Genomic DNA, 15,705 nt, shown 5'->3' with positions numbered 1-15,705 from the left:
TCTTCATTATTTTAATTTTTTTTGAATTTGATAGAGTTCATTCATTGCATCAAGCGGCGTCATTTCAAGCAGATTGATCGCCCGTATCTGTTCTAGTACCAGTATATCTTTTTTCGGAACCGGTCTGCTTTCCTTCTTAGCAGGCTGTTCATTAAAAAAGGAGAGCTGAGCTTCATCGCTTTTAAATGTTTCCGACTTTTCCATGATAGATGCTGGGACTTTTACTGTCTGTTCGGCTTCAAGGCTTTCTAAAATTGCTTTTGCTCTGATGATCAGCTCATTTGGCAGCTCGGCAAGCTCGGCGACATGAATTCCATAACTTTTATCTGCCGGACCTTCCTCGATTTTGTGAAGGAACACTACCTTGCCGTTTTCTTCTACGGCTGATACATGGACATTCTGAAGCTGCGGCAAACCGTCAGCAAGACTAGTCAGTTCATGATAATGCGTGGAGAACAAAGTTTTAGCTCCGATATGATGGTGAATATGTTCAATAATGGCCTGCGCGAGTGCCATTCCATCATACGTTGAAGTTCCCCGCCCGATTTCATCAAATAATATTAAACTTCTTTCCGTAGCATTGACAATCGCATTCTTCGCTTCAAGCATTTCAACCATAAAGGTACTTTGCCCTGATATTAGGTCATCCGCTGCTCCTATTCGGGTAAAAATTTGATCAAAGATCGGAAGAACAGCTTCTGAAGCAGGAACAAAACACCCGATCTGAGCGAGGATGGCTGTTAATGCAACCTGTCTCATATACGTGCTTTTTCCGGACATGTTAGGTCCTGTAATCAGCAGCATTCCGCGGTCATTTGAGAAATAACAATCGTTTGGAACATATTCTTGAGAATTCATTACTTTTTCAACAACTGGATGTCTGCCGTCCTTAATGAACAGCTCCTGATCTGAAAAAGAGGGTTTAGAATAATGTCTTTTTTCACTGATGACAGCAAAGCACTGAAGCACATCCAATTCACTTATGCACTTAGATAAGGATTGAAGTCTTGGAATAAACTTCTTCACCTGTTCACGAAGCTCGACAAACAATTCATATTCAATGTCTACCATTTTTTCTTCTGCTTCTAGAATGAGCGTTTCTTTCTCTTTAAGCTCCGGTGTTATAAATCTTTCAGCGTTTGTCAATGTTTGCTTCCGTGTGTACCTGCCTTCTTCAAGCAAGTGTACATTTGCTCTTGTCACTTCAATATAGTAGCCGAATACCCTGTTAAACCCTATTTTAAGTGATTTGATGCCTGTACGCACCCGCTCTTGCTGTTCAAGCTCTGCTATCCATGATTTGCCGTTTCTGCTTGCATCTCTGAATTGATCGAGCTGTTCATGAAAGCCGTCTTTCATGATATTGCCGTCTTTAATAGACAGGGGCGGATTCTCTACTAAAGCAGAATCAAGTAAGTCTGTCAGTTCTGTACAAGTGTCAATTTGTTCTGCCTTTTCATTTATTTGGTTATCCTTTACAGATGTTATCACTTCTTTGATCGCAGGCACCTGCTGCAATGATTTCTTGAGCTGGATTAAGTCTCTTGCATTGACATTTCCGAATGCCACTCTCCCCGCAAGTCTTTCAAGATCATAGACTTCCTTTAGCCGTTCTCTGAGGTCTTCGCGTTCAAAATAGTGATCAAGCAAGGATTGGACCATTTGAAGACGGCTTTTGATTTCATTTTTGGAAAGCAATGGCCGATCGATCCACTGCTTGAGCATTCTCGCGCCCATTGCTGTTTTAGTCTCGTCAAGAAGCCAGAGCAGCGAGCCTTTTTTGCCTTTAGAACGGATCGTTTCCGTCAGCTCCAAATTCCGCTTTGAGTATAAATCGATTTTCATAAAATCCTGCAGCTGATAGACTTTTACTTTTTGCAGATGATCAAGGCTTCTCTTTTGCGTTTTCTGCAAATAGTTATGCAGTCTCCCAAATGTTTCTTTTAATCTCACATCTTCAAGATGATCGATAATCGCTTCAAATTTCTCTGTGCCCGCATCTATTTCAAACGAAACGGTCACTCTTGATTTTTCAGCAATTTTTTTAATATATGATTCAGGAAAGTCAGGATGTACAACTAATTCCTTTGCACCAAGTGAATACACTTCATTTATAATTTCATCAATATGATTTAATAAGGTCACTTGATTTTCACCAGTCGATAGATCTGTAACGGCAAAACCAAACTTAGAAGGAAAGGCAGTTACAGACGCTAAATAGTTATTTTCCCGCTCCTGCAGACCTTTTCCATTCATAACCGTTCCTGGTGTGATCAGTTGCACAACTTCGCGGCGTACAACACCCTTTGCCTGTTTTGGATCTTCAGTTTGTTCACATATGGCTACCTTGTAGCCTTTTTCAATTAAAGATTCTATATATCCAGGAGCAGAATGATACGGTACACCGCACATTGGAATTCGTTCGGCGCCTCCACCATCTCTGCTCGTTAATGTAATTTCAAGTTCAGCAGATGCTCTTTTTGCATCTTCAAAAAACATTTCATAAAAGTCGCCTAAACGAAAAAATAAAAAGGCATCCTGATACTCTGCCTTTATTTTTAAATATTGCTGTATCATTGGCGTATATGTAGCCATAGTAATCCCCCATTGCATTTGCGTACGTTTCAAAACAAACTTTATTATAACATACATGGAGGATTTTTTGCTTCGCCCGAATCCCGGAAGGTTGTCCCAGGAATAGTATATTAAAAATACGAAAGGTGCAAAATTATTAGAATTCCATAAAAAAAGAAAAACCAGGAAGATAGATTCTCCCTAGTTTCCTCTTATTCTTCATCTCCGCCGACTAAAAATTCCGGATTCAGATCTTCAAACTCCTCATCAAGATCTTCTTCCCAGTCTTCATCCGCTTCAGCAAATGATTCTGTATTAATTGCGACAACCACCTTTGTTTCCCCGACAACTTCCGCCAAAAACTCACGCTCAGCTGAAACAACAACCTTGCTTCCATTTGGAGAAATATTGACCTCCATGCAGTTTGGCTGCTGCATAACCTTTGCAATGACTTCATGCTCATCGTCCAAAAAGTTGTTATCTTTATATTTCAACTTAATGACGTCCACATATGAAACTTTTTCAGTGACAACTTCTGTTTTCGTATTATCAGCATACGAATACCATACGTTAATGTCGTAAGTACCTTCAACCTCGACTGTTTTCCCAACCTTTTTGGCATCATATTTATGGTTGATCAACCAGCCGCCTAGAATGCTTGTTGGTTTTTGCGAAGGAGCAATGCTGTGCGTGGATTGAGTAAACTTCTTGCCTTTCGCAACTACCGCTTTGGTGATTATTTCTCTGTATTCAGCCATTCGTACATACCCTCCTCAATCAATCTTCATTTAATCCTATGCTGGGCTAGTAGGGTTTGTGCTACTAATATAAAGGAATAAATAATATGTTCCACCAATACATGAATCGGTATAGTTCATTGTATGCGTGTACGCCCAGATATGTGCCTAAAATTTTGAAAAGAAAAGCTGAATTGCCAAGGGGGTCAGTTGATCACAAAGGTTTTGGCAGGAAAGGCGCTTTTTGCCTTTGCTGCCGGCAGTATAAAAAACTATGATTATTTAGAACATAGTTTAATTAGATATTTATTTAGTGAAGTGGCGTGGTTTTCTGCAGGAATTTTTAACGCTGTTGGAGCTAGGGCGGATTAGCAATAAATTTTATCGGTCTCTATATAATTTTTATCAGGCTCTTTTCGAAATTTATCAGAAACATCCTCTATTGAAGCTTTGCAATATAAAGAAAATAAAAAAGCACACTGCTCTGAACAGTGTGCTCCTCTTTTAGTGACAGGCTGAGCCTGGTGAATTATTTAGTTTTGAACCCGTTTCACCGCTTAACAGATCTCCGCCGGTTGTGCGGATAATTTCGTCTGTCACATGGTTTGAGATCGTGACTGCAATCAATTGAAGCAAATCGTTCACTTCAACTTGAGATTCTTTAAATTCCTGAATGATTGGAAGTTCATCCAATTCTTCCTGAATTTTATCAATTTTATCTTCTACCTGCTTTAATGCTTCCTGCTTGCTGTAATGCTGGAAGTTAACAGCCTGTTTTTGAAGACTTTTAATACTTGCTACTTTTTCACGGATTTTTTGATTCTCATTGATTTGCGCTTCCGCTTTTTTGAAAAACTCAACTTCTTTGGTATCAGCAACCATTTGTGCTAATTCACGGGCTTTTGCTACGATTTCTTCTTTAGTATATAATGACATCCCCTATTTCACCTCTATCGCTTCTTCTACCATTTCCCCATCTAAAGACCACGTTTTTGCTTTGTTTATTTTCACTTTAACAATTTGGCCGACAGCAGACTTTGGACCTTTAAAGTTTACAAGTTTGCTTTTAGTTGTATAGCCTGCAAGTACTTCAGGGTTATTTTTGCTTTCCCCTTCTACAAGCACTTCTACAACCTGACCTTCGTATTCCATCATTTTTTTAGCTGAAATTTCTTTAACAAGATCATTCAGTTTTTGCAGACGTGCTTTCTTTACTTCCATAGGAACGTTATCTTGCATTTTTGCTGCAGGCGTCCCTTCACGAGGAGAGTAAATGAACGTATAAGCACTGTCGAATTCAACTTCACGGTACATTGACAGCGTTTCTTCAAATTGCTCATTTGTTTCATTTGGGAAACCTACAATGATATCTGTCGTCAAAGAAGCCGTTGGAATCGCTTCCTTAATTTTTTTCACTAATGTCATATATTTTTCCCGGTCGTATTTGCGGGCCATCAGCTTTAAGATCTCAGAGCTTCCTGACTGAACAGGCAAGTGAATATGATCAAGCAGGTTACCGCCTTTAGCAAGCACCTCAATCAGATGATCATCAAAATCACGAGGGTGACTTGTTGTAAAGCGGACACGGGCAACATCAATTTTACGGATTTCATCCATTAAATCGCCGAGGCCGTATGAGATGTCTTCAAAATCTTTTCCATATGCATTTACATTCTGGCCAAGCAAAGTAATTTCCTTATATCCGCTTGCAGCAAGCTGACGCACTTCCTGAATGATTTCCTCAGGGCGTCTGCTTCTTTCTTTTCCGCGAGTATAAGGAACGATGCAGTACGTACAAAATTTATCGCAGCCAAACATGATATTAACCCATGCTTTGACATTTCCTTTGCGCTCTCTTGGAAGGTTTTCAATAACGTCGCCTTCTTTAGACCAAACTTCGATGACCATTTCTTTCGACATGTAGGCGTCTTTAAGAATATTAGGCAAGCGGTGAATGTTATGCGTTCCAAAGATCATGTCAACATGCTGATGTTTCTTCATGATTCTTGTGACAACAGATTCTTCCTGCGACATACATCCGCAGACACCGATCAATAAACCTGGTTTTTCTCTTTTAAGGGACTTCAGGTGACCGATTTCACCGAATACTTTATTTTCTGCATTTTCACGGATGGCACATGTATTCAAGAGAATCACATCTGCATCTTCTGTTGTGTTCGTAGCTTCATAGCCGAGTGCCATGAAAATTCCAGCCATGACTTCAGTATCATGTTCGTTCATTTGGCATCCGTATGTGCGAATCAGAAATTTCTTTCCATTCCCAAGGCCTCTGAACTCTTCTGAAATGCTGAAATCATTTTGGTATTTCACTTCCTCTTTGCCGCGCTTTTTTGCATCCTTTAAGGAAGGTGGCATATAAACGGCTTGGAAATACTTGCTGTAATCCTTTTCGGATTTTTTGTCCGCAGGATTTACCTGTGTATTTTCCAAACGCTGCTTTTCATTCATGTAAAACAGTCTCCTTTCAAACCCTTCTAACCTTACTCTCGGAGTGAGAGTATACCAATTTTATAGTATATATGTTCTTAAATGACAAAACAATATACAAATCAAGAAAGGACATATATCTATAGTAAAACAATCTTACTAAATAAACAAATCAAGAAACGCGAAAGCGTCTTTTAGTCACCCGCAGAAAATAAGAATTGACGGGAGGAAGGTGCTTTTTCTTCAATTGTTTTCAAAGTGGGCTATGAACTGCAGCAAGACATCAGAATTTGATGGAATGAAATTTGTTTCTAATGGAAAAGAGAGGACTTAGCCTCTCTTTAAAAAATTATGACAAAATATTCAATTCTTTTGCTGCTTTTTCAAAGATATCTAAAGCTGTTTGCAATTCTTCTTTAGAATGCTCAGCTGTTACAATTGTACGCACGCGAGCCTGCCCTTTTGCAACTGTCGGGAATGCTATGCCTTGTGCAAAAACACCATATTCCCGCAATTTATCTGAGAACTGATGAGACAAGGCTTCGTCCCCGACTATAACCGGTGTTACAGGTGTTTCGCTTTTACCTGTATCAAAACCTAGATCTTCAAGGCCTTTTTTGAAGAATTTTGCGTTATCCCATAGCTTTTCAATCAGTTCAGGCTCTTCTATAAGTACGTTGATCGCTTCTATACAGGCGGCTGTAACAGCTGGAGGATGGGACGTACTGAATAAAAATGGACGGCCTTTTTGAATAAGGTAATCAATTAGAGTACGTGTGCTTGCTACATATCCTCCTAAAACACCAACCGCTTTGCTTAATGTCCCGACCTGGATATGTACACGTCCATCAAGTCCAAAGTGATTAACTGTTCCGCGGCCGTTTTGTCCAAGAACACCAGAAGCGTGGGCATCATCCACCATGACAAGTGCATCGTATTTTTCAGCAAGCTCAACAATTTCCGGAAGTGGAGCAATATTTCCATCCATAGAGAAAACACCATCAGTAACAATTAGACGGACTCTAAAGTCTCCTGATTCTTTTAATGCTCTTTCTAAATCTGCCATATCAACATGGTTATACACTTTGCGCGCAGCCTTTGTTAATCGGATTCCGTCGATGATTGAAGCATGATTCAGAGAATCTGAGATCACAACGTCTTCTTTTGTCAGAATAGAAGAAAGAACGCCCTGGTTTGTTGTAAAACCTGACTGAAACACTAGTGCAGCTTCTGTATGCTTAAATTCAGCAAGCTTTGTTTCAAGTTCTTCATGCATTGTAAAAGTACCGGCAATCGTTCTGACAGATCCGGTTCCTGCACCAAATTTCTCTGCAGCCTTGATTGCTGCTTCTACCAGTCTTGGATGAGTTGTTAATCCTAAATAGTTATTAGATGATAATTGAATTAATTCTTTTCCATCGATGACAACTTTTGATGCCTGGTCTGATTCGAGAGGAATCAGCGTCCGGAATGTTCCTTGCTGTTTCATTTCATCAAGTTCTGCCTGTAAATATTCAAAACCTTTCATCATAGCCCCTCCATTTTCATTCTTTTATCACGCATTAATGGACAGTAATTCCTCCGCCTTATGGTATGTATGGTGGATTCTAGAAAACTAAGGTTGGATTTACTGCCAGTAATAGCACTAGCTTAGAACACATACTAATGGCTCCACTCACTGCGGCAACGTCTGTGTACCTGCAATTCTGCGGGCCTTAACTAACATACAACGGGGGAGAAGCCCCCGCTGAATGAAGTTTCACATTATGGGTGTAATACGACTTTACCACATTTACCTTCGATCATTAAATCGAAGCCTTTTTTAAATTCTTCTAAAGAGAAGTGATGCGTAATCAGCGGGGTTACATCTACTTGCCCTGATTTTAGAAGTCTTGAAACCTGCTGCCACGTTTCATACATTTTTCTCCCTGTAATTCCCTGTACCGTGATTCCTTTAAAAACGACATCATTGGTGATATCTATTTCAACTGGACGGACAGGAAGACTCAGGATCGAAACACGTCCGCCATTGGTTACCATTTTAAATCCTTGATCCATGGCAATTGGATGCCCTGACATTTCACAGACAACATCTACACCGTTGCCGTCTGTTAATTCATTAATCTTCGCCAAAGGATCTTCATTTTTCGAATTGACGACCGTTGTTGCGCCCATTTCTTTTGCTAAATTTAAACGGTAGTCGTTCAAATCAAGGGCAATGACCTGAGATGCTCCTGCTGCTTTTGCAACTCCTACAGCCATAATCCCAATAGGGCCGCATCCAATGACAGCAACACTTTTCCCTGCAACATCTCCTGCTAAAACTGTGTGCACCGCATTTCCCATCGGTTCTTGAATAGATGCTACATCAAAAGGCATTTCTTTTGGATTTTTCCAAAGGTTCACTGCCGGCAAAGCCACATACTCTGCAAAGCATCCGTCTGTATCGACACCTATGATTTTTGTGTTTTTGCAAATATGATACTGTCCTGTTAAACATTGCGGACATTCATAGCAAACTAAATGCGTTTCAGCGGAAACAAAATCTCCGATTTCGACGCTTGTTACTTTACTTCCTATTTCTACAACTTCTCCAGAAAATTCATGGCCAAATACATAAGGCGGATTCACTCTGCTTTCCGACCATGCATCCCATGTATATATATGAACATCTGTTCCGCAGATTGAAGTAGCCTTTACTTTGATCAGCACTTCATTTTCTTTAATCTGAGGGATGTCTACCATCTGCAGTTCAGCACCAAAGCCTTTGCGGTGCTTAACGATTGCTTTCATTTTTCCATTCACTGTGAACACTCCTCGCTCCAAAAAACATCTATTTTAATGAGTATATATGAAATTCTATCATCCTTAAATAGTGGTGTAAAGGAGACTGTCCACCCAGTGTAGACGTTTGAACACATGAGAAAAAAACTCGCTTATTTTTTTATAAAACTTAAAATCAATAAAAAAAAACGCCTATCCTGAGGATAGACATTTTTCTCATTACATAAATTCTGAGAGCAATTCGTTGAATTTCTCTTCGCTGATTTGCAGATCGGCATGTGATAAAGGAGTTTCGCTGTAGTTGTAGACAAGCTCCTGATAGGATGGCTGATTCTTGTTTTGATAAATCAAACCCGTTACAAGTCCGTTTTTCTCCATCAGAGTCTGCATGGCAGTCATGCGGTTTGATGGGTCATATCCTTCAATATCACTAAGTTTTGTAAGATTTTCTTTAAACCAGTCATATGTGTTGATTTTATTGTAAGTGACACATGGACTGAAGACGTTGATTAAAGAAAATCCTTTATGATTGATCCCTGCTTCAATGATTGACGTCAAATCTTTTAAATCAGTTGAGAAGCTCTGTGCTACAAATGTTGCTCCTGCCGTAAGTGCCATTTCCATGACTGATAAGGAAGATTCAATTGAACCTTTCGGCGTGCTCTTAGTTTTGAAGCCAACATCACTTCGCGGAGACGTCTGGCCCTTTGTCAATCCATAAATTTGATTGTCCATTACGATATAGGTGACATCAATATTTCTTCTGATGGCATGAATCGTATGGCCCATTCCGATGGCAAAACCGTCACCGTCGCCGCCTGATGCAATGACGGTTAAATCTTTATTTGCCATTTTTACACCTTGCGCAATTGGAAGGGAACGGCCGTGAATGCCATGGAAACCGTAAGCGTTGATATAGCCCGAAATACGGCCTGAACATCCGATTCCTGAAACTACAGCAAGCTGATCAGGTTCGAGGCCTGCATTTGCAGCAGCACGCTGAATGGCGGCTTGTACAGAGAAGTCTCCGCAGCCGGGGCACCAGTTAGGCTTTACATTGTTTCTAAATTCTTTAAACGTCGCCATTTAGAACAACTCCTTGCATTTTGAATGAACTTCATGCGGCAAGAGCGGATTTCCATCATATTTAAGAATACTGGAAATTTTCTCTGCATGACCCACATTCATTTTTATAAGACTAGCAAGCTGTCCAGTTGCATTATTTTCTACCACTACAACCTTTTTAGCTGCTTTAACAAGCGGAAGCAACTCATCGGCCGGGAATGGATGAAGCAGACGGACATGTGCATGATTCACTTTTACACCGTCATTTTCAAGGCGGATCATCGCTTCTTCAATTGTGCCTCTTGTAGAGTTAAATCCAACGAATAGTACATCCGGATCAGGATGAGTCAGATTTTGATGGACAGGCGTGTCAAACTTGATGTCTGACAGCTTACGCAGACGTTTGTCCATTTGGGCTTTACGGTTTGTTGCCACCTCGGAAGGTTTGCCGGTCTCATCATGTTCAACACCTGTAACATGGTGAATGCCATTCTTCATTCCCGGCACTACACGCGGCGATACGCCATCTTCTGTTACTTCAAATCGTTTAAAGTATCCTTTATTTTCTATCTCAGGCAGCTCCTCGCCCTGTGCAAGCTTGCCTCTTCGTATTTGGATTTTATCATATTGAAGCGGTTCTACAGACTGTTTACCAAGTGAGAGCTGAAGATCTGTCAGCAAAATAACAGGACATTGATATTCCTCCGCTAAGTTGAAAGCTTCAATTGTATCGTAAAATGCTTCTTGTACTGTGCTTGGCGCCATGACGATTTTCGGAATTTCTCCATGCGTTCCGTAAATCATCGCCATTAAATCGGATTGCTCCTGTTTCGTCGGAAGTCCTGTACTTGGTCCGCCGCGCTGAGTATCAATGATCACCAGCGGCTGCTCTGTAATGCCTGAGAGCCCGATTGCTTCCATCATCAATGACAACCCCGGTCCTGCAGAAGCCGTCAATGTGCGGGTGCCTGCATAGTTTGCACCAATGGCCATCGTACAAGCGGCAATTTCATCTTCTGTTTGAATAACTGTACCGCCGAAATCAGGCAGCTTCTTAATGAGATATTCCATGATTTCAGAAGCTGGTGTAATTGGGTATGCAGCCATGAAACGTGCTCCGCCGGCAACTGCGCCTAATGCTATCGCATCGTTGCCGATCATGAACATGCGTTTTTGCCCGTCCGCTTTTTCTAGATACATATCTACACGGTCAAAGTTCAGTTCTTGTTTCATATAAACTGAGCCTTTTTTAATGGCTTCAAGATTCTTTTCAACAATCTGCTGCCCTTTTTTTCCGTAAATCTCCTGCACGACATTTTGGAATTGTGATGTTCCAAGATCAAGCACAGCACTTGTTGCACCAATTGCAACCATATTTTTCATTAATGAAGTGCCTAATTCTGCGGCAATCTCTGTAAATGGCACGGAATACAAAACAGCGTTGCAGTCATCAGGAATCACTGGATTAAACTTTGAATCTGCAAGAACAAGGCCGCCCTTGCGAAGCTCATATACGTTCACATCGATTGTTTCCTGATCAAAAGCTACTAATATATCAAGATCATCCGAAATAGAACGAACTTGAGTTGTGCTGACGCGGATTTTATTATTTGTATGACCGCCTTTAATTCGAGATGAAAAATGGCGGTAACCATATAAATAATAGCCCATTCTGTTTAATGCGATTGAAAACACTTCTCCGGTACTTTCGATACCTTCACCTTGCTGTCCTCCAACTTTCCATGAAAGTTGACTGATCATGTGCCCTACACCCCTTCTTAAGAAACACTCATATATTTTTCGCCCTATTTAAGAGCTCTTACACACGGAATTAAATATTGTTAGAATATGTACTAAACGTTTACAATTGTAGAACGAACATGAGAAAAAAACAAGCGTTTCAGGGAAATAAACATGCTTTTGCTGTTTATTTTTTTGATTTTTGCAAATCTTATATTCATTCATTCCGTAAACTTGATATGCAATAGAACCTTTGTCTAAAAAGGAATGGAATCAGCAAAATTTTTATACATAAATTTTTCAACCTGGCTTTCTGAATAATGCTTCGAGAGTGTATTCAGCAAGTAAGGATACTGTTCATAACCTTCAAGTCCTTCAATCGTTTCATCTATCCCGTCAAAATCAGATCCAAATCCTACAGCATTTTCTCCTGCAAGACCACTCACGTAATCTAAATGATTAAGTAGATGCTTCATTGAAGCCCTCGAGCGGGAAGAGGTAAATTGCGGCACGAACGTTATGCCAATCAAACCATTTTTTGCAACGATTGCTTTAATTTGATCGTCTTTTAAATTTCTTGGATGGGGACACAGTGCATATGAATTTGAATGACTGGCAATCGGATGGTCTGCAAGCTGAATGACATCCCAAAAGCTTCGTTCGGAAAGGTGAGATACGTCAGTCCACATGTGATAATGATTTAATTTCCCGACTACATGTCTCCCATAAAATGATAGACCTGCATTTCTTGTTTCGAGCGCTCCATCAGCTAGTAAGTTGGCAAAATTCCAAGTCAGTCCCGCGGATCTAACACCTAGCTGATGAAAAATGGAAAGAAGGCTTAAATCATGGCCGATCGGGTCGCAGCCTTCAAGTGTCAAAATGGCTCCAATTTCATCATCCTTTAATGCAAGAAGATCCTGTTTTGTCCTTATATGTATGATCTTTTCAAACCCATTAATAATCCGATCATAAAAGATGGAAGCCTGTGCAAAGGCGGCTTCTAATTTATTCGTGACATCAACTGGTATAAAGATGGCAAAGCACTGGACTTTTGCTCCAAACTGAAATAGCTTTTCAATGGTGACATGCAGATTCATGTCATTCCATTCACTAATTTCAGGCCTGCGCCATAATTGATAGAGCAAATCACAATGAGCATCAAAAATACGCACGTCATCATCTCTCCTAAAGATAAATAAAGGACTGTGTTCGTAAAAAATTTCTGTATAAAAATCGTTCACCTAATAAACTTTATATGGTGCTCTTTTCCTGTAAAAACTGTTACGGAATCAACTTATTTCCCGTTTATGATGAAAAAAATCCAAAAGTCATTTGTTTAGTGATCTATGATTGAAAAGGATATGAAAAGTGCGAAATAAAAACAAACCTGTTTGCGTGACCCGCAAACAGGTTGATCATTTTGTCTATTTAACGAGGCTCAATAATTAATTTAATGGCCGTACGCTCTTCTCCATCAATGAGAATATCCGTAAAGGCAGGAATACAGATTAAATCAACACCGCTCGGGGCAACAAACCCTCTGGCAATAGCTACTGCTTTTACAGCCTGGTTAAGTGCTCCAGCTCCAATTGCCTGGATTTCGGCAGCGCCTCTTTCACGCAGGACACCTGCTAGTGCTCCCGCTACAGAGTTAGGATTGGACTTTGCTGAAACTTTTAATATTTCCATTTCTAGTATCCCCCTTATTTTTCAATAGATCGTGAATGTACATTGGATCATGCCTTATTAGATCTGTTCGGAGGGCCCATCCCCTTTATGAAGCCTTCTGAACCTCTTTCACAGCCATTCCATTGATACTATATTCACTAGAGAGAACTAGTATTCCTGCTTGGTTCATAATTTTTTCTAAAATTTCTAAATATATATTCTATTCAAAAAACATATGATCGTCATTAATTAAAATGCGGTCAATTTTCAAAGCTCTGCCTGTTTTTTCTTGAACATCGATTACTACTGCGCTCAGCTGCGCCTTGCCTTCAGTTACCTCAAATCGCACAGGGAGGCTAGTCAGGAAACGTTTTATGACCGCCTCTCTCTCTACTCCCAAGATGCCATCATAAGGACCTGTCATGCCCACATCTGTGATAAAAGCAGTCCCCTGATCAAGAATTCGCTCATCTGCCGTTTGAACGTGAGTATGAGTTCCAACAACGGCCGTCACTTCTCCGTCCAAATACCAGCCCATGGCCTGCTTCTCACTCGTTGCTTCAGCATGAAAATCCACAAAAATGATGGACGTTCTCTTTTTAGCTTCTTCAATCAGCTCATCCGCTTTTTTAAATGGACAATCAATAGGCGCCAAGAACGTTCGTCCCTGTAAGTTAATCACAGCGATTTCTTTGCCGTCGCAAGTTATATATGTAATGCCGTTACCCGGAGTGCCTTCAGGAAAATTCGCAGGACGGATTAGATTTGGATAATTATCAATAAATTCAAAGATTTCCCGCTTATCCCATGTATGATTTCCCATTGTCACAACCTGTGCGCCAGCCTGATTCAGCTCGTGATAAATCTTTTCAGTAATCCCTTTTCCGTGTGCTGCATTCTCTCCGTTTACAATCGTCAGGGACGGTCTGTATTTACGTTTTAGCTTTGGCAAATATTCTTTTATCATATCTCTACCTGGAGATCCTACTACATCTCCTACAAATAATAGTTTCATGCTTCGCTTATACCTTCTCTCAAATGGTGTGTGTTTACCCTTAAGTTTTGCACAGATTGCAAAAAAAATAAAGCGATGCAGAAAGCATCGCTTTATTTCGCATATTCCACAGCTCTCGTTTCACGGATAACTGTTACTTTAATATGACCTGGGTAATCTAATTCTTCTTCAATCCGCTTGCGGATATCCCGTGCTAAACGGTGTGCCTGAAGATCGTCGATCGTATCAGGTTTAACCATAATACGCACTTCACGTCCTGCCTGAATAGCGAAGGATTTTTCAACTCCTTCGTAAGATTCGGAAATCTCTTCAAGCTTTTCTAAGCGGCGAATATAGTTTTCAAGCGTTTCGCTTCTTGCGCCGGGACGTGCTGCAGATAAAGCATCTGCTGCCGCGACCAGAACGGCAATAACCGAAGTCGGCTCCTGATCGCCATGATGCGAAGCAATACTGTTGATAACAACCGGGTGTTCCTTGTACTTCGTAGCAAGTTCGACTCCAATTTCAACATGGCTTCCTTCTACTTCATGATCAATCGCCTTACCGATATCGTGCAGTAATCCTGCGCGTTTGGCAAGAGTAACATCTTCACCCAGTTCTGCAGCCATGAGTCCTGATAAATAAGCGACCTCCATGGAATGCTTTAATACATTTTGACCATAGCTCGTTCTGAACTTCAAACGGCCCATAATCTTGATTAAATCTGGATGCAGTCCGTGAACACCAACTTCAAATGTTGTTTGCTCACCAACCTCGCGGATGTACTCATCAACTTCACGGCGTGATTTTTCAACCATTTCTTCAATACGTGCTGGATGGATGCGTCCATCTTGAACAAGCTTGTCTAGGGCAATTCTGGCTGTTTCCCTGCGAATTGGGTCAAATCCAGATAAAATAACTGCTTCTGGAGTATCATCAATAATGAGGTCAATACCAGTTAATGTTTCAAGCGTTCTAATGTTGCGCCCTTCACGTCCAATGATGCGGCCTTTCATTTCATCATTTGGAAGGTTAACGACAGATACCGTTGTTTCAGCTACATGATCTGCTGCACAACGCTGGATTGCAAGGGAAAGTATTTCTTTCGCTCGTTTATCCGCTTCTTCTTTCGCACGGTTTTCGCTTTCTTTAACAGTTACAGCGATATCATGCGAAAGCTCATTTTCAACCTTTTCGAGAATGATCTGCTTTGCCTCATCACGAGTCAAGCTGGAAATACGCTCAAGCTCTGATTGCTGTTTACGCACCATCTCGTCCACTTTGCTTTCCATCTCTTCAATATGCTGTTGTCTTTCATTTAGAGAATCTTCTTTTTTCTCAAGCATGTTCTCGCGCTTGTCTAAAGATTCATCCTTACGATCAAGATTCTCTTCTTTTTGTAATAAGCGATTTTCTTGTTTTTGCAGCTCATTTCGTCGTTCACGAATTTCTTGCTCTGCTTCTGTCCGAAGCTTGTGAATGTCATCCTTTGCCTCAAGCAACGCTTCTTTCTTCGTCGCTTCAGCATCACGCTTCGCATCTTCAAGAATTTGCTCAGCAGTTCCTTTCGCACCGGCAATTTTCGCTTCTGCAATGGATTTACGAACAAAATAGCCAACAACTGCACCGACGATTAGGCCAAGCAAAATGGAGATGATCATTGTAATGGGATCCATCATTTCACCTCCTCTT

General features: G+C 40.7%; 13 protein-coding genes. 1 reads left to right on the top strand and 12 read right to left on the bottom strand.

What is annotated here, in order from left to right:
• Positions 1 to 6 precede the first annotated feature (6 nt).
• Together mutS and cotE are read right to left on the bottom strand one after the other, a co-directional pair.
• Positions 7 to 2,595, bottom strand: a complete 2,589-nt coding sequence (gene mutS, locus QLQ22_RS11460; protein ID WP_252208635.1) for a DNA mismatch repair protein MutS — start codon at positions 2,593 to 2,595, stop codon at positions 7 to 9.
• Positions 2,596 to 2,786: 191 nt separating this feature from the next.
• Positions 2,787 to 3,332 carry an outer spore coat protein CotE gene (gene cotE, locus QLQ22_RS11455; RefSeq protein ID WP_223442525.1) on the bottom strand — a complete coding sequence of 182 codons (546 nt, stop codon included), beginning with the start codon at positions 3,330 to 3,332 and terminating at the stop codon, positions 2,787 to 2,789.
• A 189-nt stretch (positions 3,333 to 3,521) separates the two neighbouring features.
• Between cotE and QLQ22_RS11450 the strand changes: the two genes are divergently transcribed.
• Entirely contained in the window at positions 3,522 to 3,683 is a 162-nt protein-coding gene (locus QLQ22_RS11450) for a hypothetical protein (RefSeq protein ID WP_223442524.1), read from the top strand.
• A gap of 132 nt (positions 3,684 to 3,815) precedes the next feature.
• Here the strand turns inward: QLQ22_RS11450 and QLQ22_RS11445 are convergent, their stop codons facing one another.
• The 10 genes from QLQ22_RS11445 to rny form a co-directional block, all read right to left on the bottom strand.
• Positions 3,816 to 4,247, bottom strand: a complete 432-nt coding sequence (locus tag QLQ22_RS11445; protein WP_223442522.1) for a YlbF/YmcA family competence regulator — start codon at positions 4,245 to 4,247, stop codon at positions 3,816 to 3,818.
• A gap of 3 nt (positions 4,248 to 4,250) precedes the next feature.
• Positions 4,251 to 5,780: a tRNA (N6-isopentenyl adenosine(37)-C2)-methylthiotransferase MiaB gene (miaB, locus tag QLQ22_RS11440; RefSeq protein ID WP_223442519.1), complete on the bottom strand. Its 1,530-nt coding sequence runs from the start codon at positions 5,778 to 5,780 to the stop codon at positions 4,251 to 4,253.
• A gap of 328 nt (positions 5,781 to 6,108) precedes the next feature.
• Positions 6,109 to 7,287, bottom strand: coding sequence for a glycine C-acetyltransferase (locus QLQ22_RS11435; RefSeq protein WP_223442515.1), 1,179 nt, complete (start codon positions 7,285 to 7,287; stop codon positions 6,109 to 6,111).
• 236 nt (positions 7,288 to 7,523) lie between these two features.
• Entirely contained in the window at positions 7,524 to 8,564 is a 1,041-nt protein-coding gene (gene tdh, locus QLQ22_RS11430; protein WP_284016645.1) for an L-threonine 3-dehydrogenase, read from the bottom strand.
• Between the two features lie 198 nt (positions 8,565 to 8,762).
• On the bottom strand, positions 8,763 to 9,629 hold the full coding sequence (locus tag QLQ22_RS11425) for a 2-oxoacid:ferredoxin oxidoreductase subunit beta (protein ID WP_223442508.1): 867 nt from the start codon (positions 9,627 to 9,629) through the stop codon (positions 8,763 to 8,765).
• Positions 9,630 to 11,369 (bottom strand): 2-oxoacid:acceptor oxidoreductase subunit alpha, encoded by a 1,740-nt coding sequence (locus QLQ22_RS11420; protein ID WP_349654973.1) that lies wholly within the window; start codon positions 11,367 to 11,369, stop codon positions 9,630 to 9,632. It abuts the gene before it with no gap.
• 236 nt (positions 11,370 to 11,605) lie between these two features.
• Positions 11,606 to 12,523 (bottom strand): dipeptidase, encoded by a 918-nt coding sequence (locus QLQ22_RS11415; protein WP_284016644.1) that lies wholly within the window; start codon positions 12,521 to 12,523, stop codon positions 11,606 to 11,608.
• A 256-nt stretch (positions 12,524 to 12,779) separates the two neighbouring features.
• The gene (gene spoVS, locus QLQ22_RS11410; RefSeq protein WP_029281188.1) at positions 12,780 to 13,040 is read right to left on the bottom strand and encodes a stage V sporulation protein SpoVS; all 261 of its coding nucleotides are present in this window, start codon (positions 13,038 to 13,040) and stop codon (positions 12,780 to 12,782) included.
• A 199-nt stretch (positions 13,041 to 13,239) separates the two neighbouring features.
• The gene (locus QLQ22_RS11405; RefSeq protein WP_223442502.1) at positions 13,240 to 14,034 is read right to left on the bottom strand and encodes a TIGR00282 family metallophosphoesterase; all 795 of its coding nucleotides are present in this window, start codon (positions 14,032 to 14,034) and stop codon (positions 13,240 to 13,242) included.
• A gap of 92 nt (positions 14,035 to 14,126) precedes the next feature.
• Complete coding sequence (gene rny / locus QLQ22_RS11400; protein WP_223442497.1) at positions 14,127 to 15,689, bottom strand: ribonuclease Y; 1,563 nt, start codon at positions 15,687 to 15,689, stop codon at positions 14,127 to 14,129.
• Positions 15,690 to 15,705 lie beyond the last annotated feature (16 nt).

Source organism: Metabacillus hrfriensis (assembly GCF_030127205.1).
Classification (GTDB): Bacteria; Bacillota; Bacilli; order Bacillales; family Bacillaceae; genus Bacillus_P; species Bacillus_P dongyingensis.
Note: the sequence above shows the minus strand (reverse complement) of the source record. Positions and strands in the feature narration are given on the sequence as shown.

What these genes read in the sequence shown, in the direction of transcription:
- mutS (WP_252208635.1), bottom strand. Translation starts at nt 2,595, where the DNA reads ATGGCTACATATACGCCAATGATACAGCAATATTTAAAAATAAAGGCA.
- QLQ22_RS11435 (WP_223442515.1), bottom strand. Translation starts at nt 7,287, where the DNA reads ATGAAAGGTTTTGAATATTTACAGGCAGAACTTGATGAAATGAAACAG.
- QLQ22_RS11420 (WP_349654973.1), bottom strand. Translation starts at nt 11,369, where the DNA reads ATGATCAGTCAACTTTCATGGAAAGTTGGAGGACAGCAAGGTGAAGGT.
- QLQ22_RS11445 (WP_223442522.1), bottom strand. Translation starts at nt 4,247, where the DNA reads ATGTCATTATATACTAAAGAAGAAATCGTAGCAAAAGCCCGTGAATTA.
- cotE (WP_223442525.1), bottom strand. Translation starts at nt 3,332, where the DNA reads ATGGCTGAATACAGAGAAATAATCACCAAAGCGGTAGTTGCGAAAGGC.
- QLQ22_RS11425 (WP_223442508.1), bottom strand. Translation starts at nt 9,629, where the DNA reads ATGGCGACGTTTAAAGAATTTAGAAACAATGTAAAGCCTAACTGGTGC.
- rny (WP_223442497.1), bottom strand. Translation starts at nt 15,689, where the DNA reads ATGGATCCCATTACAATGATCATCTCCATTTTGCTTGGCCTAATCGTC.
- miaB (WP_223442519.1), bottom strand. Translation starts at nt 5,780, where the DNA reads ATGAATGAAAAGCAGCGTTTGGAAAATACACAGGTAAATCCTGCGGAC.
- spoVS (WP_029281188.1), bottom strand. Translation starts at nt 13,040, where the DNA reads ATGGAAATATTAAAAGTTTCAGCAAAGTCCAATCCTAACTCTGTAGCG.
- QLQ22_RS11405 (WP_223442502.1), bottom strand. Translation starts at nt 14,034, where the DNA reads ATGAAACTATTATTTGTAGGAGATGTAGTAGGATCTCCAGGTAGAGAT.